Origin of the sequence: Streptomyces sp. NPDC008092, assembly GCF_042957285.1 — a bacterium.
Lineage (GTDB): Bacteria > Actinomycetota > Actinomycetes > Streptomycetales > Streptomycetaceae > Streptomyces.
Window position 1 is genome coordinate 683,739 of record NZ_JBIBHY010000004.1, and the last position, 24,301, is coordinate 708,039.

General features: G+C 70.9%; 23 protein-coding genes. 6 read left to right on the forward strand and 17 right to left on the reverse strand.

The features are described from left to right. Window positions 1-58: 58 nt before the first annotated feature. From ACFZB3_RS16025 to ACFZB3_RS16065, 9 genes are all read right to left on the reverse strand, one after another. The gene (locus ACFZB3_RS16025; protein WP_391375539.1) at window positions 59-1,114 is read right to left on the reverse strand and encodes a 2-aminoethylphosphonate ABC transporter substrate-binding protein; all 1,056 of its coding nucleotides are present in this window, start codon (window positions 1,112-1,114) and stop codon (window positions 59-61) included. Between the two features lie 37 nt (window positions 1,115-1,151). Beyond that, the gene (locus ACFZB3_RS16030) at window positions 1,152-1,949 is read right to left on the reverse strand and encodes an ABC transporter permease subunit (protein ID WP_391375542.1); all 798 of its coding nucleotides are present in this window, start codon (window positions 1,947-1,949) and stop codon (window positions 1,152-1,154) included. After that, entirely contained in the window at window positions 1,936-2,832 is an 897-nt protein-coding gene (locus ACFZB3_RS16035; RefSeq protein WP_391375545.1) for a 2-aminoethylphosphonate ABC transporter permease subunit, read from the reverse strand. The genes ACFZB3_RS16030 and ACFZB3_RS16035 overlap by 14 nt, the downstream gene beginning before the upstream one ends. Beyond that, the gene (locus ACFZB3_RS16040) at window positions 2,795-3,847 is read right to left on the reverse strand and encodes an ATP-binding cassette domain-containing protein (RefSeq protein ID WP_391375547.1); all 1,053 of its coding nucleotides are present in this window, start codon (window positions 3,845-3,847) and stop codon (window positions 2,795-2,797) included. Before ACFZB3_RS16040 ends, ACFZB3_RS16035 begins: the two co-directional genes overlap by 38 nt. Next, on the reverse strand, window positions 3,844-4,524 hold the full coding sequence (locus tag ACFZB3_RS16045; RefSeq protein ID WP_391375550.1) for a phosphonatase-like hydrolase: 681 nt from the start codon (window positions 4,522-4,524) through the stop codon (window positions 3,844-3,846). Before ACFZB3_RS16045 ends, ACFZB3_RS16040 begins: the two co-directional genes overlap by 4 nt. 5 nt (window positions 4,525-4,529) lie before the next feature. Continuing rightward, window positions 4,530-5,654 (reverse strand): TIGR03364 family FAD-dependent oxidoreductase, encoded by a 1,125-nt coding sequence (locus ACFZB3_RS16050; protein WP_391375553.1) that lies wholly within the window; start codon window positions 5,652-5,654, stop codon window positions 4,530-4,532. A 138-nt stretch (window positions 5,655-5,792) separates the two neighbouring features. Continuing rightward, on the reverse strand, window positions 5,793-6,551 hold the full coding sequence (locus tag ACFZB3_RS16055) for a UTRA domain-containing protein (RefSeq protein ID WP_391375556.1): 759 nt from the start codon (window positions 6,549-6,551) through the stop codon (window positions 5,793-5,795). Between the two features lie 86 nt (window positions 6,552-6,637). Then, window positions 6,638-7,627: a hypothetical protein gene (locus tag ACFZB3_RS16060; RefSeq protein WP_391375559.1), complete on the reverse strand. Its 990-nt coding sequence runs from the start codon at window positions 7,625-7,627 to the stop codon at window positions 6,638-6,640. Window positions 7,628-8,289: 662 nt separating this feature from the next. Continuing rightward, on the reverse strand, window positions 8,290-9,450 hold the full coding sequence (locus tag ACFZB3_RS16065) for an ROK family protein (protein ID WP_391375562.1): 1,161 nt from the start codon (window positions 9,448-9,450) through the stop codon (window positions 8,290-8,292). A gap of 48 nt (window positions 9,451-9,498) precedes the next feature. On the opposite strand from ACFZB3_RS16065, the gene ACFZB3_RS16070 reads away from it, so the two are divergent. Further along, window positions 9,499-10,578: a Gfo/Idh/MocA family oxidoreductase gene (locus ACFZB3_RS16070; RefSeq protein WP_391375565.1), complete on the forward strand. Its 1,080-nt coding sequence runs from the start codon at window positions 9,499-9,501 to the stop codon at window positions 10,576-10,578. Beyond that, on the forward strand, window positions 10,578-11,078 hold the full coding sequence (locus ACFZB3_RS16075; protein ID WP_391375568.1) for a heme-degrading domain-containing protein: 501 nt from the start codon (window positions 10,578-10,580) through the stop codon (window positions 11,076-11,078). The genes ACFZB3_RS16070 and ACFZB3_RS16075 overlap by 1 nt, the downstream gene beginning before the upstream one ends. 137 nt (window positions 11,079-11,215) lie before the next feature. Here ACFZB3_RS16075 and ACFZB3_RS16080 read toward each other — a convergent pair whose 3' ends face one another. From ACFZB3_RS16080 to ACFZB3_RS16095, 4 genes are all read right to left on the reverse strand, one after another. Continuing rightward, window positions 11,216-12,073, reverse strand: a complete 858-nt coding sequence (locus ACFZB3_RS16080) for a fumarylacetoacetate hydrolase family protein (protein WP_391375571.1) — start codon at window positions 12,071-12,073, stop codon at window positions 11,216-11,218. A 133-nt stretch (window positions 12,074-12,206) separates the two neighbouring features. Further along, on the reverse strand, window positions 12,207-12,926 hold the full coding sequence (locus ACFZB3_RS16085; RefSeq protein WP_391375832.1) for a membrane protein insertase YidC: 720 nt from the start codon (window positions 12,924-12,926) through the stop codon (window positions 12,207-12,209). A gap of 178 nt (window positions 12,927-13,104) precedes the next feature. After that, complete coding sequence (locus ACFZB3_RS16090; RefSeq protein ID WP_391375574.1) at window positions 13,105-13,425, reverse strand: DUF6412 domain-containing protein; 321 nt, start codon at window positions 13,423-13,425, stop codon at window positions 13,105-13,107. A gap of 51 nt (window positions 13,426-13,476) precedes the next feature. After that, window positions 13,477-14,004 carry a winged helix-turn-helix transcriptional regulator gene (locus tag ACFZB3_RS16095; protein ID WP_391375577.1) on the reverse strand — a complete coding sequence of 176 codons (528 nt, stop codon included), beginning with the start codon at window positions 14,002-14,004 and terminating at the stop codon, window positions 13,477-13,479. 66 nt (window positions 14,005-14,070) lie between these two features. Between ACFZB3_RS16095 and ACFZB3_RS16100 the strand changes: the two genes are divergently transcribed. Continuing rightward, window positions 14,071-15,549: an MFS transporter gene (locus tag ACFZB3_RS16100; RefSeq protein WP_391375580.1), complete on the forward strand. Its 1,479-nt coding sequence runs from the start codon at window positions 14,071-14,073 to the stop codon at window positions 15,547-15,549. Between the two features lie 85 nt (window positions 15,550-15,634). Here ACFZB3_RS16100 and ACFZB3_RS16105 read toward each other — a convergent pair whose 3' ends face one another. Beyond that, complete coding sequence (locus ACFZB3_RS16105) at window positions 15,635-15,919, reverse strand: hypothetical protein (protein WP_391375582.1); 285 nt, start codon at window positions 15,917-15,919, stop codon at window positions 15,635-15,637. Between the two features lie 141 nt (window positions 15,920-16,060). Then, window positions 16,061-16,783, reverse strand: coding sequence for a class E sortase (locus ACFZB3_RS16110; RefSeq protein WP_391375585.1), 723 nt, complete (start codon window positions 16,781-16,783; stop codon window positions 16,061-16,063). 350 nt (window positions 16,784-17,133) lie between these two features. Between ACFZB3_RS16110 and ACFZB3_RS16115 the strand changes: the two genes are divergently transcribed. Further along, window positions 17,134-18,606 (forward strand): beta-1,6-galactanase, encoded by a 1,473-nt coding sequence (locus tag ACFZB3_RS16115; RefSeq protein WP_391375588.1) that lies wholly within the window; start codon window positions 17,134-17,136, stop codon window positions 18,604-18,606. Window positions 18,607-18,674: 68 nt separating this feature from the next. Here ACFZB3_RS16115 and ACFZB3_RS16120 read toward each other — a convergent pair whose 3' ends face one another. Further along, window positions 18,675-18,965 carry a DUF1905 domain-containing protein gene (locus tag ACFZB3_RS16120; protein WP_391375590.1) on the reverse strand — a complete coding sequence of 97 codons (291 nt, stop codon included), beginning with the start codon at window positions 18,963-18,965 and terminating at the stop codon, window positions 18,675-18,677. 95 nt (window positions 18,966-19,060) lie between these two features. Between ACFZB3_RS16120 and ACFZB3_RS16125 the strand changes: the two genes are divergently transcribed. Continuing rightward, a complete protein-coding gene (locus ACFZB3_RS16125; RefSeq protein ID WP_391375592.1) occupies window positions 19,061-20,071 on the forward strand; it encodes a hypothetical protein in 1,011 nt (336 codons plus the stop codon). Between the two features lie 346 nt (window positions 20,072-20,417). After that, window positions 20,418-23,588 carry a DUF3427 domain-containing protein gene (locus ACFZB3_RS16130; protein WP_391375594.1) on the forward strand — a complete coding sequence of 1,057 codons (3,171 nt, stop codon included), beginning with the start codon at window positions 20,418-20,420 and terminating at the stop codon, window positions 23,586-23,588. A gap of 15 nt (window positions 23,589-23,603) precedes the next feature. Here the strand turns inward: ACFZB3_RS16130 and ACFZB3_RS16135 are convergent, their stop codons facing one another. After that, window positions 23,604-24,278 (reverse strand): ATP-binding protein, encoded by a 675-nt coding sequence (locus tag ACFZB3_RS16135; protein ID WP_391375597.1) that lies wholly within the window; start codon window positions 24,276-24,278, stop codon window positions 23,604-23,606. Window positions 24,279-24,301: the final 23 nt, after the last annotated feature.

Consider the following 24,301-nt stretch of genomic DNA (forward strand, 5'->3'; position numbering starts at 1 on the left):
CACGACGTACCGGCGCCCCCAGCCTAGACACACACCGATTCCCCCGGGAACGCCCTGTTCAGCTGCCGGTCGCCGACTTCCAGGCGTCCACGTACGACGTCAGGTTCTTGTCGATGTCGTTCCAGTCCGGCGTGAACACGTCGACGCCGTCCATGAGCTCGGTCAGCGCGGCCGCGTTGGCGTCGGTGGCCTTGACGTCGGTGCGGGCGGTGAAGCCGCCGCCGATCGAGCTGACCTCCTCCTGCTGCTTCTCGGCGAGCATGAAGTCAAGAAGCTTCCTGCCGTTCTCGGTGTGCGGGGCGCCGGTGAGCAGGCCGGCCGCGTAGGGCAGCGCGAAGGTGGTGGGCTTGCCGCCCTGGGCCGCCGGGAACCAGATGCCGAGGTTGGGCATGGTCTTGGCCTGGGCGTAGTTCATCTGGACGTCGCCGTTGGCGACCAGCAGTTCGCCCTTGTCGACCTTGGGGGCGAGCTTGCCGGTGGAGGCGGACGGGCCGACGTTGTTGGCCTGGAGCTTGCCGAGGTACTCCAGCGCCTGCTTCTCACCGCCGAAGTCGTGGATCGCCTTGATCAGCACGGCGGTTCCGTCACCGGCGACCCCGGGCGTGGAGTACTGGAGCTTGTTCTTGTACGAGCCGTCGAGCAGCTGCTCCCAGGTCGTGGGGGCCTGCTTCAGCTCCTTCTTGTTGTAGACGAAGCCGAAGTAGTTGTTGACGACGGAGGTCCAGGTGCCGTCGGTGCCCTTGTCGGCGGCGCCGACCTGCGCGGAACCGGCGGGCCGGTACTTCTGCAGCAGCCCCTTGCTGTCGGCCTGCTGGATGAACGGCGGGAGCGTGACCAGCACGTCCGCCTGCGGGTTGCTCTTCTCCCGCAGGGCGCGCTGCACCACCTCGCCGGAGCCGCCCTCGACGTACTTGACCTTGATGCCGGTCTGCTTGGTGAAGTCGGCGAAGACCTTGTCGTACCAGCCGTCGTTGTTCTCGCCCTTGAGACCGTCGGCGCTGTAGACGGTGACGGACTTCTCGTCGGCGGCGGCCGAGGAACCGCCGCAGGCGGAGAGCAGCGGGGTGGCGAGGAGGGAGACGGCTACGGCGATCCTGAGCGTGTTTCTGGGCATGGCGAGGCGAACTCCTTGCGTCGGTAAGGGGTGTGGATCAGCGGTAGGAAGCGCGGTTGCGGACGCGGGAGACGGCGAACAGGGCGATCAGGGTCGCCGTCATCAGGACCACCGCGAGCGCGGAGCCGGCGAACAGGGCGCCGCGGTCGGTGGCCGAGTAGATCAGGACCGGAAGCGGGGTCCAGTCGGGCGGATAGAGCATCATCGTGGCGCTCAGCTCGCCCATGGAGAGGGCGAAGCAGAGCCCCGCGGCGGCGGTGAGCGAGGGCAGCAGCAGCGGCAGCCGGACCCGCCACAGCACGTACGCGGGACGGGCGCCGAGGGAGGCGGCGGCCTGTTCGTAGGCGGGGTCGAGGCGGGTGATGGCGGCCGACACGGACTGGTGGGCGAAGGCCGTCACCAGCACGGTGTGGGCGAGGATCACGATCCACCGGGTGCCGTTGAGCAGCATCGGCGGCTTGGAGAAGGCCACCAGCAGCGACAGGCCGACCACCACCGAGGGCACGGCGACCGGCAGCACGAACAGGGCGTCCACGATCCGGCGGTACCGCTTCTTCAGCCCGGCCGCGGCGAGCGCGGCCCAGGTGCCGACGGCCAGCGCGAGGAGGCTCGCGGTGACGGCCGTGACGAGGCTGGTGGTGAGGGCCTGCAGGGCGTCGCCCCGGGTGGCGGACCGGAAGTTGGCCACGGTCATGCCCGAGGGCAGCACGCCGGACCAGTGGGTGGCGAAGGAGGCGCCGACGACGACGAGGAGGGGAAGGGCGAAGAGCGGCAGGAAGAGGACGGCGAACACCGCCCACACCGCCCACCTGGCCCCGCGGCTATGCACCAGCACGACGGCTCACCACCCGGTAGAGGCCGTAGAGACCCACGGAGATCAGGACGTTGACGACGGCGACGACACAGGCGCCCGGGTAGTCGGACTCCAGGATCGCCTTGCTGTAGACGAGCATCGGCAGGGTGGTCACGCCCTTGGCACCGGTGAAGAGCACGATCCCGAACTCGTTCAGGCAGAGCACCAGCACCAGGCTCCCGCCGGCCGCCAGCGCGGGCAGCGCCTCCGGCAGGATCACCCGGGCGACGATCCGGGGCGCCCGCGCCCCGAGGCTCGACGCCGCTTCGATCTGCGCGGTGTCCACCTGCGAGAAGGCCGCGAGCAGCGGCCGCATCACGAACGGCGTGAAGTAGGTGACCTCGGCGAGCAGCACACCCCAGGGCGTGGTCAGGAACTGGAACGAGCCGATGATCCCGGTCGTGCCGTAGATGAAGAGCAGGGCGAGGGTGATGAGGAAGGACGGGAAGGAGAGGTAGACGTCGATGAACCGGGCGACGGCTTTGGCTCCGGGAAACGGGACGAACGCGATGACCAGCGCGAGCAGGAAGCCGAGCACCATGCACCCGAGGGTGGAGGAGACGGCGATCCAGACGGTGGTCCAGAGAGCGTTGCGGAACGACTCGGAGGCGAAGACGTCGGCGTAGGGCTGGAGGGAGGTGCCGCCGGTGTCCGGGTGCAGGGACTGCTGGACGACGAGGGCGAGCGGATAGAGGAAGAAGAGAGCCAGCAATGCAACTGGCGGCAGGATCAACGCGCCCCGAAAGGGGCGCGGGGCTGTATCTGATGTGCGGCTGCCGCCGCGTGGGCGCGACAAGCCCCCACCGGCCCGCAGCCGGGCAACAACCTCACCCACGGCCAACTCCAACCGGCAGCAACACCGCATCCTCCGGCGCGAAGTGCAACGCCACGTCGTCCCCGAACCCCGGCGGATCCTTCAGCTCCCGTAGATCGGCCATCACCTCATGCCCGTCCACCTCGACGTACAGGCGATGCGTGGCCCCCCGCCACTGCACATCGGTCACCGTGCCGACCAGCCTGTTCGGCCCGTCACCGAGCCCCACCAGATGCGGCCGCACACACAGGGTGGCCCGCGCCCCGGTGGCGGCACCCGCCGTGTCCACCTTCACCGCGATCCCCGCGAAGTCGACGCTCCCCGCCCCCACCGTCACCGGCAGCAGGTTCGCCCCGCCGACGAAGGACGCGGTGAACTCGTCGGCCGGCGCCCGGTAGAGCTCCGTCGGCGTCCCGCACGCCCGCAGCCGCGCCCTGTCCATCACCGCGATCCGGTCGGCCAGCGTCAGCGCCTCGACCTGGTCGTGGGTGACGTACAGGATGGAGACGTCGGGCAACTCGCGGTGCAGCCGGGCCAGTTCCGCCAGCATCCCGGACCGCAGCTGCGCGTCGAGCGCCGACAGCGGCTCGTCCAGCAGCAGCACCTCGGGCCGGATGGCCAGCGCCCGTGCGATGGCCACCCGTTGCTGCTGGCCGCCGGACAGCTCCCGCGGATAGCGGCGCGCGTACGCCGCCATCCCGGTCATCTCCAGCGCCTCGGCGACCCGTTCCCGGATCTCGCCCTTGGCCGTCCTGCGCGCCCGCAGCCCGAAGGCCACGTTGTCGGCGACCCGCAGGTGCGGGAACAGCGCGTACTGCTGGACGACCATCCCGATCCCCCGCCGGTACGGCGGCAGGTCGGTGACGTCCCGGTCGCCGAGGAACACCCGCCCGGAGACGGGCCGTACGAACCCGGCGACCGCCCGCAGCGCGGTGGTCTTGCCGGAGCCGGACGGCCCGAGCAGGGCCATCACCTCGCCGGGGGCGACGGTGAGGTCGAGAGAGTCGAGGACGACGTTCCCGTCGTAGGCGACCGTGACGGAGTCGAAGCGGATGCCGCTGGTCATCCGAGCACTCCCGGCAACTGCGCCACCGAGTCCAGCACATGGGTCGCCCCGGCCGCCCGCAGCGCGTCCGCGCCGTGGGCACCGGTCAGCACCCCGGCGACCAGGCCCGCTCCGGCGCGGACGCCGGTGAGCATGTCGTAGGAGGTGTCGCCGACGACGGCGACCTGGCGGACGTCGTCGGCGGCGGCCGTGCGCAGCAGCGCGGTGAGGACCATGTCGGGGTACGGCCGGCCGCGGCCCCCGGCGTCGGCGGGGCACAGGGTGAGCGGCACCAGGTGCTGCCAGCCGAGGGCGGCGAGGATCGCGTCCTGGGTGGCGCGGGCGAACCCGGTGGTGAGGACGACGGTACGGCCGTCGGCCTGGAGTTTCTCGATGGTCTCGCGGGCGCCGGGCAGCGCCTCGGCCCTGCCCCCGTCGACGAGTTCGGCGTAGGCCGCCTCGAAGGCCCGGTTGGCCTCCTGGGCCCTGGTCTCCTCCCCGAACAGGTGCCGGAAGACGGAGATCTTGGACTCGCCCATGGTGGCGCGGACATGGTCGATCATCCGGTCGGGGTCGGCGCCCAGGTGGCGGGCCGCCGCCGTGAACGCCTGCTCGACGAGCCCGCCGTCGGCGACGGTCGTACCGGCCATGTCCAGCACGACGAGACGGATGTTGTCGGTCACAGCCTTGTCGGTCATCTCTTTCACCAGCCCAGTTCGTCGGCGGTTGTCTCGGCTATCGCGGGCGAGCAGGTCATGCCGCGCCCGCCGGGCCCGGTGACCAGCCACACCCCGTCGGCCACCTGCTGCCGGTGCACGACCCGGGTCGTGTCGGTGCACTGCGCGTACACCCCGGCCCAGCGGCGCCGGACGCGCGGCAGCGGCCGGCCGAGGAGGGACTCGACGACGCCGGTGAGGTGCTCGTACGGCTCCTCGACGGTGTCGAAGGCGAAGGGGTGCTCGTACTCGTGGGTGTCGCCGATGGTGAGGCCGCCGTCGGCGCGCTGCACCATGAGCAGCTGCATGCGGTGCTCCCGTGCGGTGGGCGCCTGCGGCCGCCGGGCGTTGAGCTCGTCCAGGGCCCCGGAGGCGTACGCCGGGTAGTAGCGGAAGCTGTCGGCGTCGGCGACCGAGGTGGGGAGGGGCTCGCCAAGCGGGTCGGTCTGCATCATCTGGAGGCGGACGCGGCGCACGGGCAGGCCGGGCCCGGCCAGCTCGCGGACCAGGCCGCCGAGCCAGGCGCCGGTGCACAGGACGACGGCGTCGGCGTGGTGGACGTCGCCGTGATCGTCGCGGACCGTGCCCGGGCCGGTCACCTCGCGGACCTCCCGGCCCGGCAGGAACGTGTAGTTCGGGGACTTCAGCAGTTCGGCGCGGAGGGCGAGCTGGGCGGTGCGGGGTTCGACGGCCGCGTCCCGTTCGCAGTGGAGGGCCGCGTCGAAGGCTCCGCGCAGGGCGGGGTTCAGGGCCCGGGCCTCGGCCGGGGTGAGCAGCTTGTGGCCGCGGGCGGCCGCGTCGCCGCGGGCCACGGCGGCCTCGGCGACGGCGAGTTCGTACGCGCCGCGCACCGGGGTCAGCGACCCGTTGGCCCGGAAGCCGAGCGCGGGCACCCGGTTGCCGATCTCCTCCCACAACTCCCTTGCACGCAGGGCGGTTTCGAGTTCCTCCCCGCCCGCGCGCCCGCTCACCCAGATCTGCCCGAAGTTGCGCAGCGAGGCGCCGCGGGCCTCGGCCTCGCGCTCGATCTGCACGACCTCGTGGCCGCGTTCCACTGCCTGCCAGGCGTGCATGGTGCCCACCACGCCTGCTCCGACGACTGTCACTCTCACGACGGCAACGCTCCTCGCGACCGGGGAACCGGAAAGGTCCGGCTGACAACGAGAGCGTGAACTGGTCATCACTTTTGGGCTAGACCCGTTATCTTTTCGTGACATCAGGGCGGGAGTGGAAATATTCCAAATCGATACTTATTGGCCGCCGAGGTGGGTCGTGAACGAGAACCGGTCCCCCCGGTACAACGACCGCACCCGCTCCAGCGGCCGTCCCCCGGTGTCCCGCGACACCCGGTGGATCAGCAGCATCGGAAGGGCAGGCGGGGTGCCGATGAGGAGGGCCTCGCGCGGGGTGGCCAGCACGGTCTCGATGCGTTCGTCGGCGTCCCCGAACGCGATGCCCTTCTCGTGCAGGTAGCCGTAGAACGAGGAGTCGGGGTGGAAGTCGGTGTCGAGGTGCGGGACCCGGGCGACGGCGACGTACGTGCTCTCCAGGCCGACCCGCTCGTCGTCGGCGAGCAGTACGCGCTCCAGGTGCCAGACGGGTTCGCCGCGTTCCAGGCCGGTCTCGGCGGCGAGGGCGGCCGGGCAGGGGAAGCGGTCGAGGGTGACGAGGCTCCGGCCCGGGGTACGGCCCTGCCGCCGTACGCCTTCGGTGTAGCTGGCGAGGGAGAGCGGCTGCTCCAGCTTGGGCCCCGCGACGACCGTCCCGCGGCCCTGCCGGCGCAGCTTGCCCTCCAGCACGAGTTCGCGCAGCGCCTGCCGGACGGTCTCACGGGCGACCCCGTACTCCTCCGACAGGTCGCGCTCGGTGGGGATGAGACCGCCCTCCCCCAGCGCGTCGACGAGCCGGTCGATCTGCGCCTTCACCGCGTAGTACTTCGGGATGCGGCCGTGCTCGGGGATTCCGGAGCGGACGGGGGCGCCGGGGGCCTGGTCGTTCGGGTAGTCCACGCAGGGATCGTCGCAGACGACGGGGGTCCGGCCGGACCGGGGGCACCACCGTCGCCGGAGAGGGGCAGAAGAGGGACAGAGCGGAGTCACCGGCGCCGGCGCGCCAGCAGGAACGCGCTTGCCCCTACGGCGAGCAGGGCGACGGAGGCCGTGAACAGCCCGTGGGCCAGGCCGAGGCCGGTGCGGGCCAGTTCGCGGGCGCGTTCCCCGGCCTCCCAGGGGCCTTCGGGGTCCCAGGTGTCTCGGTCGCCCCCGGCGCCTCGGTTGTCCCAGGCTTCCCGGCGGCGGTCCCAGACGCCCCCGGCCTCGTCGGCGCGGGGCGGGGCGCTGCCCCCGGGCCGGACGGCGGGGGTGGCCCCGGGGCTGGCCCCCGGACTGGCGCCGGGACTGGCGGGGCCGGTCCCGGCCGGTGTCTGCGCGGGTGTCTCCGGGCCGGCCTGCGAGGAGCCGCCGGAGGGGACGGCCGGAGGGACGGCGGGGGCGACGCTCGCGGGCGGCGGCGGTGGTTCGCCGCCGATGCCGAAGCGGTAGTCGTTCGACTCGCCCACCCAGTCGCCGTCGGACCCCTGCCGCTGCACGGCGGCCGCGTTGGCCGTGACCCCGTTCCGTACCGCGTCGGAGGTGACGGCCAGTCTCACCTTGACCGAGACGGTCGCCCCGGGTGCCACGGTGAGCCCCGGGAAGCCGGTCCCGTCGAAGACGCCGACCAGTTCGGACTCGTCGGTCTCCGTCAGCGGGACCGGGCGGGTGCGCGGGCCGTCGTAGAACTCCAGCTGGGTCTGGGACGGCTTGAGGGCCTTCTTGTCGTCGACGAGGACGACGACCGGGTGGATGCCGGCGCAGGTGTGGCCGGTGGTGTTGGTGAGGTCGAGATACCAGGTGCCGAAGCCGCCGCCGGGCTCGTACGACGAGGGGCCGTCGTGGAGGCGGGTGGCGAGGGGGAAGCCCTGCGCGTCGGCGCCCGCACAGGACGCCTCGGCGACGGCGGGGGCGGCCGTCGCCTGCGGCGCGGGGACGAGTACGGCGGCTGCGGCGGCCAGGCAGAGGGACAGGGGGGTGCTCAGTCGCATGCGCATGGACAGGTGAGCCTGCCGGACACGAACCGCGGACACCGGATGCCACTCCGCACACCCGACCACACTCCGCCCGATCGGCGGCCCCTCACGGCCCGATCGGCCGCCGCCCCTTCCGCCCGATCGGCCCCCGCCCCCTCCGCCCGATCGGCCGCCCCTCGCCGCCCGGCCGGCCGTCCTCCGCGCCCGGTCAGCCGCCTTCCATGCCCGGCAGCCGTCCTCCTCCGTGCCTGGTTCGCTGCTGCCTGCTCGACGGCCCCGCCGCCCATCCATCCTCAAAACGCCCCGCCGCTCTCCCCACCGCGCCGCTCCCCACACCCCGCCGCGACGGCGATCGACCACGACGGCGGATCCCGGCGGTGCCGAACGGCCGGTGGGCACCTGCGGGCCGGTGGGGGCTGGTCACGCAGTTCCTCCTCCCCCGCCTTCGGCCGGGAGTACCCCCGGCGCCCCTCGGCCGGCTGCGCCCCCGGCACTCAAAACGCCCCGCCGCTCCCCACACCCCGCCGCGACGGCGATCGACCACGACGGCGGATCCCGGCGGTGCCGAACCGGCCGGCCGGTCGCGGCCACGTGGCGGAGTCGTACATCGATGCAGCCCCGCGTCCCTCGGCCGGCTGCGCCACCGGCGCTCAGAACGCCCCGTCCGCGGCCGAACGCGGCGTTCAGCCGTCCGCACGTCCGAACAGCGGAGCGAGCAGCAGCTGGGCCGCGCCCTCCGCGACCCCCCGGCCGCCGCCGGGAGCGAGGCGGACGGGGACGGTCGTGCGCAGGCTCCCCTCCCGCCGGGTGTGGGCGTCGAGGACGGCGGCGACCCCCCGTACGAAGGGTTCCGGCGCGGCCGCGATCGTCCGGCCGCCGAGCAGCACGAGGTCGATGTCGAGCAGGCCGGCCAGGTTCGCGGCGCCGACGCCGAGGACCCGCGCCGCCTCGGCCACGTCGCCGCGGGCCACCGCCGCCAGGCACAGCGCCTCGATGCAGCCACGGTTGCCGCAGTGGCAGGGCGGCCCGTCGAGCTGGACGACCTGGTGCCCGAACTCCCCGGCCCCGGTGCGCGCCCCCCGGTGCACGGTGTCGCCGATCACCAGGCCGGCGCCCAGCCCCGTACCGAGGAGCAGGCAGGCGAAGGACCCGCCCTCGCCGCCGACGGCGAGTCCGAGGGCCGCCGCGTTGCTGTCCTTGTCGACGACGACCGGCACGCCGAGCCGCTCCGCGAGCGCGTCCCGCAGCGGGAAGCCGTCCCACTCCGGGAACCCGGTGACCCGGTGCAGCACCCCGTGGCTGTGGTCGAGCGGACCCGGCGCCCCGACCCCGACCCCGAGCAGCGAGTCGCCGCCGCGCTCGACCAGCTCACCGGCCAGCTCCGCGACCGCGCCGAGGACCGCCTCCGCCCCGGCCCCCATGTCCACCTCCGCCTGCCGCTCGGCGACCACCGTGCCGTCGAGGTCGACGAGCACCGCCCGCAGTTCGTCCCGGTCGAGCTGGATCCCCACCGCGTGCCCGGCGTCCGGCACCAGCCGCAGCACGGTGGCCGGCTTGCCGCCCGTGGACGCGCGCCGCCCGGCCTCCGCGGCGAGGCCCTCCTCCCGCAGCCGGGCGGTGATCTTGCTGACCGCCTGCGGGGTGAGCCCGGTCCGCCCGGCCAGTTCGAGCCGGCTGATGCCGTCCTCCCCCGCCGTGCGCAGCAGGTCCAGCACCAGCGCGCTGTTGTGGCTGCGCATGGCCGGCAGATTGGCCCCGACCACACCCGGCCGCCCACCGGCCCCGCCCGATCGCCCGCCGACCACACCCGGCCGCCCGCTCCTCGTCCTGTTCACGCCACTCATTCTCCCTCCCACTTGCACTTTGGCAACAGCGTTGCGAAAGTAGGACGCATGACAGCTGCTGCCACTCCCCTCCGCGTCGGCCTCATCGGCTACGGCCTCGCCGGATCCGTCTTCCACGCCCCCCTGATCGCCGCCACTGAGGGCCTCGCCCTGGACACGGTGGTCACCTCGAACCCCGAGCGGCAGGCGCAGGCGAAGGCCGAGTTCCCGGACGTCCGGACGGTCGCCGGCCCCGACGAGCTGTTCGACCGGGCCGACGGACTCGACCTCGTCGTCATCGCGTCCCCGAACCGGACGCACGTCCCGCTGGCGACGACCGCCCTCAAGGCCGGCCTCCCGGTCGTGGTCGACAAGCCGGTCGCCGGCACCGCCGCCGAGGCGCGTGAGCTGGCCGCCCTCGCCGAGGAGCGCGGCCTGCTGCTCTCGGTCTTCCAGAACCGCCGCTGGGACAACGACTTCCTCACCCTGCGCGGCCTCCTCGAAGACGGCTCGCTGGGCGACGCCTGGCGCTTCGAGTCCCGTTTCGAACGCTGGCGGCCGCAGCCCAAGGGCGGCTGGCGCGAGTCCGGCGACCCGGCAGAGATCGGAGGTCTCCTCTACGACCTCGGCAGCCACGTCGTCGACCAGGCCCTGGTCCTCTTCGGCCCCGCCACCGAGGTGTACGCCGAGTCGGTGATCCGCCGGGCCGGCGCCGAGACGGACGACGACACCTTCATCGCCGTCACGCACGCGAACGGCGTCCGCTCCCACCTCTACGCCTCGGCGACCGCGGCCCAGCTCGGCCCGCGCTTCCGGGTGCTGGGCTCGAAGGCCGGCTACGTCAAGTACGGCCTGGACCCGCAGGAGGACGCGCTGCGCAAGGGCGAGCGTCCGGGCACCACGGACGCCTGGGGCCGCGAACCGGAGGCGCTGTACGGTCGTATCGGCGCCGGGGACTCCCCGGTCACCGGCGGCGGCCGCGCCGTCCCCACCCTGCCCGGCGACTACCCCGCGTACTACGCGGCCGTGGCCAAGGCCCTGCGGGGCGAGGGCCCCAACCCGGTGACCGCGCTGGAGGCGGCCGCCGCCCTGGACGTACTGGAAGCAGCCCGCCGTTCGGCACGAGACAAGGTGACGGTGACCCTCTGATGCAGCATCCGCAGATCACCCCGCGATTCGCTCCGGAACTCACCCCGTCGGTGGAGGAGCTGGAGAAGCAGGAACGACACCTGGTCTTCCGGCAGTTCACGTACGACGACGCGTGGGCCCTCGGCTCCCTGCTGGTGGAGATGGCCCGGGAGCGGCAGGCCCCGGTCGCCATCGACATCCACCGCGCCGGCCAGCAGCTCTTCCACGCGGCCCTGCCCGGCTCGACGCCCGACAACGACGCCTGGATCACCCGCAAGCGCCGCGTGGTCGAGCGCTACGGCTCGGCGTCCTACCTGGTCGGCGCCCGCTTCCGCGCCAAGGGCACCACGTTCGAGGAGTCCTCCCGCCTGGACCCGGACGAGTACGCGGCCCACGGCGGCTCCTTCCCGATCGCCGTGGAGAACGTCGGCGTGATCGGCTCGGTGACGGTCTCGGGCCTGCCCCAACTGGAGGACCACCGCTTCGTGGTGGAGGCGCTGGAGAAGTTCCTGGAGCTGTAGCACGCCTTGCTGGAGCGCCCCTCAGGGGCGCTGGGGGTACCCCCGGCCGAAGGCTGGGGGAGGGAACTGCGCGACCAGCCACATCCGGCCCGCAGACGACCGACGAGCGCAGTTCCCCGGCTCTCCCGGCGGAGCGGCTACGCGTCCTTGAATTCCTGACGCTGCCTGCCGAGCCCCGCGATCTCCAGCTCCACCACGTCCCCGGCCCGCAGGAACGGCTTCGGCTCCGGCGCCCCCAGCGCGACCCCCGCCGGAGTCCCGGTGTTGATGACGTCCCCGGGGTACAGCACCATGAACTGGCTCACGTACCGCACGACTTCGGCGACCGGGAAGATCTGCTCGGCGGTGGTCCCGTCCTGCTTCAGCTCACCGTTCACCCAGAGCTTCAGCGACAGGTCCTGCGGGTCGCCGACCTCGTCGGCCGTCACCAGCCACGGCCCGAGCGGGTTGAACGTCTCGCAGTTCTTCCCCTTGTCCCAGGTCCCGCCCCGCTCGATCTGGAACTCCCGCTCGGACACGTCGTGCGCGACCGCGTACCCGGCGACGTAGGCCAGCGGATCCTCGTCGTCGGCCACGTAACGGGCCGTGCGCCCGATGACGACGGCGAGTTCGACCTCCCAGTCGGTCTTCACGGACCGGCGCGGCACCAGCACGGTGTCGTTCGGCCCCACCACCGTGTCCGCGGCCTTGAAGAAGACGACCGGCTCGGCCGGCGGCTCGGCCCCCGTCTCGCGGGCGTGGTCGTGGTAGTTGAGCCCGATGCACACGACCTTCCCGATCCGCCCCAGCGGCGGCCCGATCCGCAGCCCGGTCGCGTCGAGCGCGGGCAGTTCCCCGGCGTCGGCGGCGGCGCGGACGCGCCCGAGCGCCGCGGCGTCGGCGAGCAGCGCCCCGTCGATGTCGTCGACGATCCCGGTCAGGTCCCGCAGGACACCCTCGGCGTCGAGCAGCGCGGGCCGCTCCGCCCCCGCCGTACCGACTCGCAGCAGCTTCATGGTCGTCACCATCTCCCTTGACAGCAGTCGCCCGGCCGATGGGTGCAGCCATCGGAGGACTGGTCGATCCTCCAAGATGAGCGTGCAGCGGGCAAGAGCCTGTTCACGTACTGGACCGTAGGCACCACGGACCTCACCTGTACAGCACGGCGCGCTCCACCGCACTCCACGTCGTGCTGGTCACCACGTACAGCGCGGCGGCCAGCGGCACCACGGCCACCGTGATCATCGTGAAGTACGACAGGTACGGCACGACCTTGGTGACCGCGCCGACCCCGGGCACCTGCTGGTCCGCCTCGCTCGCCACGGCCCCCGCCGCCGTCCGCCTGGCCCGGAGGAAGTTGGCGGTGGCGACGGCGGCGACCACGGCGAACAGCGCCAGATAGACCAGCCCGGCGCTCCCGAACCCCCCGCCGCCACCGTCTCCACCGGCGAGGACATCGCTCCACCGCCCGCCGAGCGGAGCGCCGAACAGCTCGTGGGAGAGCAGGCCGTTGCCGTGGCCGCCGATCGTCGGGTTGGAGAAGAGGTGGTAGAGGACGAAGAACGCGGGCAGTTGCAGCAGTCCGGGCAGGCAGCCGGACAGCGGTGACACCTTCTCCGCCGTGTGCAGCTCCAGCACGGCCTTCTGGAACGCCTCCTGGTCCTTGCCGTGCCGCTTGCGCAGCTCGGCGACTCTGGGCTGGAGCGCGGCCCGGGCGCGCTGCCCGCGGGCGGCCGCACGGGACAGGGGATGCACGAGCAGTCGTACGAGCGCGGTGAACAGGACGATCGCGGCGGCGGCCGCGGAGGCGTGGAAGAACGGCTGGAGCAGGTCGGCGAGTTGCTCGACCAGGCCGGCGAAAACGGACATGAAGCCGGACACGGAGCCGGACATGAAAGCGGACATGGGTGGGAGCCCTCCGAGGGGTCTCGTCGTGCCGTGGGTGAAGAGGCGGGACGGCATGACGACGCGCGCGAGGTCGCCGGGCGGGCGGCGGGCAGGAGCCAGTGGCCAGTAGCCAGCAGCCCGTAGCCAGGGACCGGGAGTTCTACGCGGTGGTCGCCGGGAGGGCGTGTCCGGGTGCTCGCGGGCGGCTGCGGCCCTTCGCGTCCGGGTCGCGTTGCGGCAGGAAGGCCGTACGCCGGGCCCGGTCGCGTATCGCCGTACGGACCCGGGTGGGCGGCACGGCGGGCGCGGAGCGCGCGGCGCGCAACGAGCAGGCGGCGAGGGCCGATCCGACGGCGGCGGTCGCGGCGAGCGCGACGGTGGTGAAGAGGCTGCCGGAGTCGAGAAGGAGCAGGTCGAGCAGAAGGAGCAGCAGGAGGGCGGCGGGCCGGGACGGCAGCACCCAGCGGCTGTTCACACGCATGCCCACCCCCCTCTCCGTCTCACTGCCGTTTATACATGATCATGATCCGCTTTACGCACGATCCGTCTCCAGCGGCTCCAGGAGCCTCTTGGGCTTGAGGAGCGCCCGGCTGACCGGGTCCGCCGGATCGGGGTCGAGCCCCGGGCCCGGCTCAATGACAACGTCCCCGACGGGTACGACGGTTCCGCAGGCGGGACATTCACCGTACGAGCCGAGTTCGGTCCCGCACGCCACGTGCCGGAAGTAGCGCAGCCGGCGGTCCATGAGGTGTTCGCGCCCCCAGACGGCGAGGGTGCGCAGGACGGGCCAGAGTTCCGTGCCGCGCTCGGTGATGACGTACTCGTCCCGGGGCGGCGACTCCTGGTACCGGCGCTTCTCCAGGACCCCCTCCTCGGTGAGCGTCTTCAGACGGGCCGACAGGACGGCGCGCGGGATGCCGAGGTGGACGAGGAAGTCGTTGTACCGCCGGACGCCGTAGAGCGCGTCGCGGATGACGAGCAGGGTCCAGCGCTCGCCGACGACCTCCAGTGCGCGGGCGACCGAGCACTCCTGTGTCACGTAGTCCTTGCCCAGTGCCATGGGGCCACCTTAGCCAGTTTCCCTGTCAAGGTTCAGTGAACGAACCAACGGTGCTACGGTACTCCCATGACAAGGTTCAATGAACGAACCATCAAGCGTGCGAGCCCGTCACCCGTCGTCCCCGGGACTTCCGCGGCCACCACCGGAACTTCCGCAGCCGCCACCGAGACTCCCGCGGCCGCCCCCGCCCGGAGCGGACGCCCCACCCTGGCCCTCACCAGCGCCGCGACCGCCGTGGCCCTGATGACGTACACCGCCCCGGTGGTCACGCTCCCGAACACCGCCGCCGCCCTGCACACCCCCCTCTCGGCGCAGGCCTGGCTGCTGAACGGCACCCCGCTCGGCCTCGCCGCCCTCCTCCTGGTGGCCGGCAGCCTGGCCGACGACTACGGCCGCCGCCGCGTCTTCCTCGCCGGCACCCTCGCCCTCGGCCTGACCACCGCCCTGGGCGGCCTGACGACCTCCACCTGGGCCTTCACCCTGGCCCGGGTGGCGCAGGGCGCGGCGAGCGCGGCGATCCTGGCGAGCAGCCTGGGCCTGCTGGTGGCCGCCTTCCCGAGCGCGCGCGGCCGACTGCACGCGACGGGCGTGTGGGGCGCGTTCGTGAGCGGCGGCATCGCCCTCGGACCGCTGGTCGCCGGCGCGATGCCCAGCTGGCGGGTGGCGTACGCCGTACTGGGCGCGGCCGCCCTCCTGGTCGCCGGAGTCTCCTTCCGCGCCCTGACGGAGTCCCGCTCACCGCGCGGCGGCCGCCCGGACGTCGCAGGAGCCGTGGCCTTCGGCCTCGCGCTGGTCTCCCTGGTGGCGGCACTCACCCTGGGCCGGGACGGCTGGCTGCGCGCACCGGTGGCCCTGCCGCTGGCGGCGACGGTCGTCCTCCTGGGCGTCTTCACCCTGATCGAGCGCCGCTTCGCCGCCACCCCGATGATCGACCTGGCCCTCTTCCGCACCCCCCGCTTCCTGGTCTCCTCCCTCAGCGGCCTGGTCACCGGCCTGACGGTGATAGGCCTGTTCAGCTACCTCCCGGCGGTGCTCCAGCGGACGCTGGGGATGTCCGCGATGGACACGGCATGGCTGTTCCTGCTCTGGTCCGGCCTGTCCTTCGCGGTGGCCCTGCAGGCGAAGCGCCTCGCGGGCCGGGTCTCACCCCGCCTGCAACTCGCCGCCGGTTTCCTGCTGCACGCGGCCGGCGCGCTGACCATGCTGGGCGCCCTGGACGCGGGCTCCTGGCCCCGCCTGCTGCCGGGCCTGGTCCTGGGCGGCGCCGGCAGCGGCCTCCTCAACGCCGCCCTCCCCCTCCAGGCGGTGGAGTCGGTCCCCGCCGCCCGCGCGGCGATGGGCTCGGGCGCCCAGCAGACCTTCCGCTACATCGGCTCCTGCGCGGGCGTGGCCCTGACCATCGCCGTCGCCACGTCGTCCGGCAGCGGTCTGGCGCACGGCGCGGACGTGGCGATGGCCGTGTCCGCGGGGGTGGCGGTGCTGGGGGCGGCGGGAGTGGCGGTGCTGGGGGCGGCGGGAGAGGTGGGGTTGCGCGAGCGGGCGTGAGCCGGTGCGGTGCCCCGGCCGTCCGGTGCCGGACGGCACCGGGACCGCGCCGGTTCGGCTCCCCTCCCCCCCACCCCGGAGCTCGCTACCCGGCAGCCACCACCTGGCCGGCCGTGACCTGAGGCGGATTGGGGAGCAGCGAGGCGAGCTGGTCCCGCACGAAGTCCGCCGCCCTCCTGACCGACTCCTCGGCCCCGGACCGGTCCTCGTAGACGCTGGTGGAGAGCATCACTCCGTCCCCGGCGTCGACCCAGTAGTAGGCCACGAAGCCGGGGACCTGGCGGAGGAGGGGGACGAACCCCTCGTCCACCCGGCGTCCCGCCTCGGCGGGGTCCGTCACCCCTTCGTACCGCCGAACCACTGCGTACATAGCGCTCTCCTCACGGATCCCGAGGCCGCCCGGGCCACCTCTCTCGAAACGGACATATCCCCGGTAGCGCGTCTGCCGCTCGCGGCACGTCCGGAAGCCCCTCGGATAGGCGCACGAATCACCGGAACCGCGTTCCCCGCCCTATGCCCGCGGCCGCGTCGACACCAGCTTCCCCCACACCACCATCCGGTACCGGGACGTGAACTCCGGCGTGCAGGTGGTGAGCGTGATGTAGTACCCCGGCGCCTTGTACCCGTACGACGGCTTCACGATCGACCGCGGTACGGGCCGTACGACCCCCGAGTCACGCGCCGACGTCTGCGGCAGGATCTGGTCCACGACGTACGTGTAGGTCGCCGACTCCGTCTCGACCTCGACCGGGTCCCCGCGCCGGAGCCTCGGTAGATAGCGGAACGGCTCGCCGTGGGTGTTGCGGTGCCCGGCGAGCGCGAAGTTCCCGGCCTGGCCCGGCTGCTGGGTGCCGGGGTAGTGGCCGACGTACCCGTGGTTGAGCACCTTCGGCTTGCTGACGCCCTCGGCGACCGGGACCCGGAGCCCGAGCCGCGGGATGACGAGGATCGCGTACGCCTGGGAGGCGACGACACGCGTGGTGTACGACGTCCGCGCCCCGCCGGAGCCGGCGGACGACGAGGCCCCCGCCGCACCGGAACCCCCGTTCCCCCCACCCCCCGATCCCCCGGAGCCGTTCGCCGCCCCGCCACCGCCCCACTCCCGTTCCAGGGCCGCCACCTTCCGCTCGGCCCCCTGCTTCGCCTCCCGATTGGTCCACCACAGCTGGTGCACGACCAGGAGCATGAGCACCACGCCCACCGTGACGAGGAGTTCACCCCCGGTCCACAGCACCCGCCGACACCGGGCCCGCCACCGCCGCTCACCGTGCCCCACGACCCGCACCGCGCACCTCCCGCCGGCCTCCGGCCGGTCCCGCACGATAAAGCGGTCGTCGCCAACTCACCAGAGCCGCACGGCGTCCCGTCACCGCACCACCCCACGGCCTCTTCCCCCACCGCTTCCCCACCGCTTCCCCCACCTCTTCCTCCACGGGTTTTAGAAACCACTGTCAGAAACCGCTGTCACACCCCTCGACAACCTCACACACCACACCCGATGCTTCCTGTTGGCATGCGGGGGGACGAGTCGACGCCGGTCCGGGAACCGGTGTTTGAGCCGCACGGAGAGGTTGAGAAACAGCCATGATCCGACGCAGAACACTCCTGGCCGCCGCGGGCGGCGGCCTCCTGGGCAGCGCCCTGGCGACCGGCACGGCCCACGCCGACGCCACGATCGCCGTCAGCCCGTCCACCTCGTACGGCACCTGGGAGGGCTGGGGCACCTCGCTGGCCTGGTGGGGCAACGTCTTCGGCACCCGCGACGACTTCGCCGACATCTTCTTCACCACCAAGTCGACGACGTACAACAGCACGTCGCTGCCCGGCCTCGGCCTGAACATCGCCCGCTACAACCTGGGCGCGAGCAGCTGGAACAGCGTGAACGGCGAATCGATGGTCGCCTCCGCCAACATCCCCTCCTTCAAACAGATCGAGGGCTACTGGCAGGACTGGAACAACGAGGACCCCACCTCCTCGGCCTGGGACTGGACCGCCGACGCCACCCAGCGCGCGATGCTCGTGAAGGCGGTGAACCGCGGCGCGACGGCCGAGCTGTTCGCCAACTCCCCCATGTGGTGGATGTGTTACAACCACAACCCGTCCGGCGCCGCCGACGGCGGCAACAACCTCCAGTCCTGGAACTACCGCCAGCACGCCTCCCACCTCGCCTCCGTGGCCCTCTACGCCAAGAACAACTGGGGCGTGAACTTCGCGACGGTGGAGGCCTTCAACGAACCGTCCTCCTCCTGGTGGACGGCGACGGGCACGCAGGAGGGCTGCCACATCGACTCGACGGTCCAGGCGGCCGTACTCCCCTACCTCCGCAGCGAGTTGAACAGCCGAGGCCTGACGGCCACCAAGATCTCGGCATCGGACGAGACGAGCTACGACCTGGCCCGCACCACCTGGAGCGCCTTCTCCTCCACCACGAAGGGCTACGTGGACCGCGTCAACGTCCACGGCTACCAGGGTTCGGGCGGCCGCCGCGACCTCCTCTACACCGACGTCGTCACGACGGCCGGCAAGGCCCTCTGGAACTCCGAGACCGGCGACAACGACGGCACCGGCTACACCATGGCCTTCAACCTGCTCTACGACTTCCGCTGGCTGCACCCCACCGCCTGGGTCTACTGGCAGGTCATGGACCCGTCCACGAACTGGGCGATGATCGCGTACGACGCGGACACCCTGGCGGCCGGCGCGGTCACCACCAAGTACTACGTGATGGCCCAGTTCAGCCGCCACATCCGCCCCGGCATGAAGATCCTGGACACCGGCGTGAGCAACGCCGTGGCCGCCTACGACAGCTCGGCCAAACGCCTGGTGATAGTGGCGTTGAACACCGCCACCTCCGCCCAGACCTTCACCTTCAACCTCTCCGGCTTCACGACGGTGACCGGCGGCACCAGCGGCCTGGTCCCCCGCTGGAACACGGTGACGACGGGCGGCGACGCGTACAAGTCGTACTCGGACACCTACCTGTCCGGGAAGACGGTCGCGGTGTCGGTGGCGGCGAAGGCGGTCCAGACCCTCCAGATCGACGGCGTCACGATCTGACCCGGAACGCCCCGACCCGGTGGCGGGGGCACGCGCTCACCGCGCGCGCCCCCGCCACCGCTGTACGACTACCCGAGCCGCACCCGCATCTCCACCCGCACCTCGTCCCCCGCCTCCACCCCCTGCGCCTTCCGCACTGCACTCTTCAACGGCAGCAGATACCCCCCGCCCCTGGGAAACAAGGACGTCTCGAACACCACTCCACCCAAGGTCACTTCAACGGGCACGACCCCCCACCCGTACGAGGCCATGCCCGCCACGGCCCGCACCTCCTCGCACTCCTCCGCCGGCACCGGCACGAAGTAGTACGGAGCAGGCCCCCGCCACTCCACGACACACCCATCGAACTCGAACTGCACCGAACGACTCCCCTCACCACCGACTGCATCGACTGCACCGACTACCCCCCATCCCTATCTCTTCTTTGTCACCGCCGGGCAGTACCGTGTCGTTCATGCGCCCCGACACGCCTGCCGAGAACGTCGACCACACCGCCGAAGCGGCACGCCTGGAGCGGACCGCCGACCGCTACCCCGAGGACGCCGAAGCCCTCCTCCTCCAGGCCGCGGCCCACCTGGAACTGGCCGACGACCGCCCCGCCGCCACCGCGCTCTACGACCGCCTCCTCGCCACCCCGGACACCCTTGAGGACGCCCCCCTCGTCCGGGCCCTCAAGGCGTCGAACCTGTGGGAGTACGACCACGAGGCAGAGGCCAGGGCCATCATCGAGGGCATCCGCACCACGGCCCCCCGGGACCCGGGACCCTGGGTGATCGTCGCCGAATCCCTGGAATCCCACGACGAGCTGGAAGCGGCCCACGACACGTTCACGGAGGCGGCGACCCTCCTCCTGACGGACGTGGCCGAACCCCCGTACGCCACCCACCCCCTCCTCTTCGGCCGCCACCGGGTCCGCCGCATGCTCGGCCTCCCCCACGACGACTGGGACGCCGTCGCCGACACCCTCCACTCCTCCCCCGTCTCCCTGGACGAACTCCACGACCCCAAGCGCGTCTGGTCCCTGGGCTCGGACAACCCGGCGGAGCTGGAGGCGGAGATCTCCCGCCTGCGCGCCGAACTCGGCACCTACCGCGAGGCCCTCTCCCGCCCCTTCCCGGTGGCGGTCCTGCACTGGCCGGCGCCCGAACTGACGGAGCTCCTGTCGGCGTACCCCGACCTGGCCACGGAGTACCCGTCCCACTCCGGACACCTCTCGACCATAGAGTCCTCGCTGCGCGAACTTTCCGTCTCCGGCACCGGAAACCTGGGCATCGTCACAGGCACGGTCCCCTCCTACGAGGCCTTCGCCGCCTCGGAGGGCGCGTCCCCGTCCGACACCACCCTGCTCCCGCAGTACGCAACGACACTGGCGGCACGGGGGCGGGCGGTGGCTTGGCCGCCGCAGCGGGCGTCGGACTGCTGGTGCGGGCTGGAGCAGACGTACGACGCCTGCCACGGCTCTTAAGCCACCCTCCGCACCCGCCAAGACGACCCGGCGTGCCCCCACGCACCCGACGCGCCCCAACCACGCCCCGGAACGCAGCCGACCCCTTCGGCCCACCCCAGCAAGCCGCCCACTTTCCCGGGCCGCCCGCTCGCTTCCACCCCGTGCTGGAGCGACCCGGGTCAAGGGTGGCCCGAAGGGCCATCGGCGCCAGCCGACGCGGACGCGGAGCGGGAGCGCCCTTGAGGCGGGGAGCGGAGGCGCGACAATGGCCAAGAAGCGGGCGGCCCAGCGGCAACTTCAGAGAATCCGAAGTCTTCCCTCGGGACTGTCAGCGTCACCTGCTACAACAGAGTCATTGCTGTGCATGAGGGATTGGGGAATCAGCGTGGCTCAGCCGGGGGACCTGTCTCAGCCTGTCGCGGGTGTTTACGAGGAACTCGTCACCCGGCGCGTGCAAGAGCAGATGGAGCAGCTGAGTGCTGCTGGTTGGAGGGCCATCGATGACGAGGTCAGCGAGGAATCGTCACCCCATGTACTCGCCCGACACATCAGCCGGGCTATAGGACGACGACTCAGCCAGTTGCCGCATGACAAACGCGTCGCCGTAGCCAACCAAATCATCGAATCCCTTGCCGCCAGCTCTGCCGAGTTCGGAGCCAGTGACGCTGTCGACCTAGTAGCCGAGGGTCCCCGCCAGCTCCTGGCTCTCGCCGAGAGGGAAGCCCCAGGCGTCTACGCGATACGACCGCTTACACCACTGTCCGAAACCGCGCTCATCACCAACTCCCCCGAGGATCCGAGCCTCGGGAGCGAACTGCGCGCCGAGTTGGCCACGGCGGACCGCATTGACCTGCTGTGCGCGTTCGTGAAGTGGTACGGCATTCGTGTTCTGGAGAGTTCCCTCCGCGAGGCTGCCCAGCGTGGCGTGCCTATTCGTGTCATCACCACGACGTATATGGGTGCCACCGACCGGCACGCCCTCGATCGCCTCGTCCGTGACTTCGGCGCGGAAGTGAAGGTCAACTATGAGACTCGCTCGACGCGCCTGCACGCTAAGGCTTGGCTGTTCCGCCGCAACAGCGGCTTCGACACCGCGTACGTGGGCAGTTCCAACCTCTCCAAGGCCGCGCTTCTTGACGGCTTGGAGTGGAACGTCCGCCTGTCGTCCGTCGCCACACCGGCCGTGTTGACCAAGTTCGAGGCCAGCTTCGACTCGTACTGGAATGACATCGCCTTTGAGGCTTATGACCCGGATCGCGACGCCCGCAAGTTGGACGAAGCTCTGGGCGTGGCGGGTGGTTCGGTGCCCAGCCAGGACTCCAAGATCAGCCTCTCGGGCCTTGAGGTTCGGCCGTATCCGCACCAGGCCGACATGTTGGAACGACTGCGCGTCGAGCGTGAGGTCCGCGGCCACCACCACAACCTGCTGGTCGCGGCGACCGGCACAGGCAAGACCGTCATGGCCGCCCTTGACTACCGCTCTCTGCATAAGCAGTGGGGCAACAAGCAGTACCCGCGGCTGCTCTTTGTGGCACACCGCAAAGAGATCCTGAAGCAGTCACTACGCAAGTACCGCGAAGTGCTCGACAATGCGTCGTTCGGCGAACCCCTCTTCAGTGGCGAGCTGCCGCGCGACTGGGAGCACGTCTTCGCGAGCGTCCAGTCCCTTACCGACCAGAGACTCGAGCAGTTCGACCCGGAACACTTCGACATCATCGTCGTCGACGAGTTCCATCACGCTACGGCTACGACATATCGCCGCGTCCTCAACCACTTCAAACCGAAGCAACTCCTCGGTCTGACCGCCACTCCTGAGCGTGCCGACGGGCTCAACGTGCAGGATGAGTTCTTCGAGGGCAGGATCGCCGCCGAGATGCGACTGTGGGAGGCGCTCGACAACGACCTTCTCTGCCCGTTCCACTACTTCGGTGTGCCTGACGGTACGGACCTCACCCGCCTCAACTGGCGTTCGGGATCGTACGACCAGAGCCAGCTCGGCGACTTGTTCTCCGCCGACCATTTCAGGGCCCGCATCGTCATCAAGCAGGTGCGGGACAAGGTGTCCGACCCGTCGCAGATGCGGGCGCTCGGCTTTTGCGTCACCAGGAAGCACGCTCACTTCATGGCGAAGTGCTTCCAGGAAGCAGGGTTCAAGGCTGCGGCCTTGGACAGCGAGTCGAAGCCCGAGGTCCGTGACCGAATCCTGTCCGAGCTCAAGACCGGAGAGATCCAGGTCATCTTCTCCGTAGACCTGTTCAACGAGGGCTTGGACATCCCTGACGTCGACACGCTGCTGCTTCTGCGTCCAACAAACAGCGCCACGGTCTTCCTTCAGCAACTCGGCCGAGGCCTGCGCCGCACGCCCGATAAGCCCGTACTCACCGTGCTTGACTTCATCGGCCAGCATCGCGCCGAGTTCCGCTTTGAGGAGCAGTTCCGTGCGATGACGAACCTGTCGCGCAACCGACTTCTTGAGCACGCTGAGCATGACTTTCCTCTGCTGCCGTCCGGTTGCCAGATCATCCTTGAGGGCAAGTCCAAGGACCTCGTACTGGAGAACATCCGTACACAGCTCAAGGCGACCGTCCAGACCCTTGCCAAGGAGGTCAGGGCCTTCAACACGCCGTTCCTTGCCGACTATCTCAGGGAGAGTCGCCGCGAGATCAAGGAGTTGTACAAGTCGAGCAACTCATGGACGTCCGTCTTGCGCCGCGCCGGCCTGGCCGATCTACCTGAACAGGTGGACGAGGAAGACCTGTTGAAGCGCGTGCATGCATTCCTGCACGTCGACGACCTTGAGCGGGCCGAGGCGTATACCCGTCTACTGAGCGATGACGCCCCGTCGTACGAGGCTCTGAATCCGAGGGACGCTGCGTACGCGCGCATGCTCTTCTTTAACCTCTGGGACAAGGCCGGTGGTTTCAACTCCTACGCTGAGGGCCTTGATTCACTTCGCGAGCAGCGGGCCCTCCGTAGCGAACTGCGCCAGGTACTCAACCACGTAATGGGCTATGCCGACCATTTCCCCATCCCCCTGGAGGGTCCGCACGCGCACATCCCGCTGAAGGTCCACAGCGCGTACAACCGCTCCGAGATTCTGGCCGCGCTTGGCGTCGCTCGCCTTGGCGGGCAGATGCCTGGGTCCTTCGCCCAGGGCGTCCTGTGGGACGAACCCAACCAGACGGACGCTCTGCTGATCACTCTCGAGAAGAACGAGAAGGACTTCTCCCCCACCGTCCGGTACAAGGACTATGCGTTGAGCCCTGCTCTCTTCCACTGGGAGTCCCAGAGCACGACCGCGGACACCTCACCCACTGGACTGCGTTACCAGCAGCACGCTCAGCGCGGAAGCCACGTGCTGCTGTTCATGCGGCGCTACAAGGACACCGACATCGGCAAAGCCCAACCGTGGATGCTGCTTGGACCTGCGACATATGTCCGACATGAGGGCAGCAAACCCATGGCCATCACTTGGCAGTTGCACCACGAGTTGCCTGCGGATGTGTGGTCGTACTCTGCCATCGCCGCCGGTTAGCAGGATCAACGGCCCTCACAAGGGTTTACCGATCTCAGACTCAAAGTGATGCTGGGCCCGGTCGAGTACGTCGTCGGGGTCATGGCCGTGTGCACGCAACCAATGCATCACGTCGGTCATGACCGCGATGGCGGCTTCTTCTGCCACCGCCAGACTCAACAGACCTGCGCCTCCAGCCATGTCTCCACCGCTCCGAAGCGGCCGAGATCCGTACTGTTCGAGGATCGCCGCAGCCTGCATGATGCGCGGACCGTTAGTCGGCCGAGAGTCGGCGGAGGCTCCCACCGCGAGCTCACACCACACCACCTTCGTTTCGCCACGAAGGACCACGCCCCACCGGTGGTCGGTCACCGCGTCGACCAACGCCATTCCCCGCCCCGACTCCAGGACATCGCTGGCAGCTAGCAGTGTGGGCAACGCCCGCGGATCGGGATCCTCAACCTCCAGGCGTAGATGCGGCCCACTGAGTTCCATGCGCAGCGTTGCGGGTGTGCCCTCGCCGACATGCTGAATGACGTTGGTCGCCAGCTCCGATACGCAAATCTGTGCCATGTCTACGTGATCACGCAGCCCCCACAGGAGGAGCCGGAGCCTCACCATCCGCCTCAACTGGGTGATTTCCTTCGACTGGGCAGTGAACTCGTGCCGCCAGGGCTCCCGTGCGGCAGGCCCGCTTACGTAGATCGCCATTGCTCACCTTCCACACGCACCGT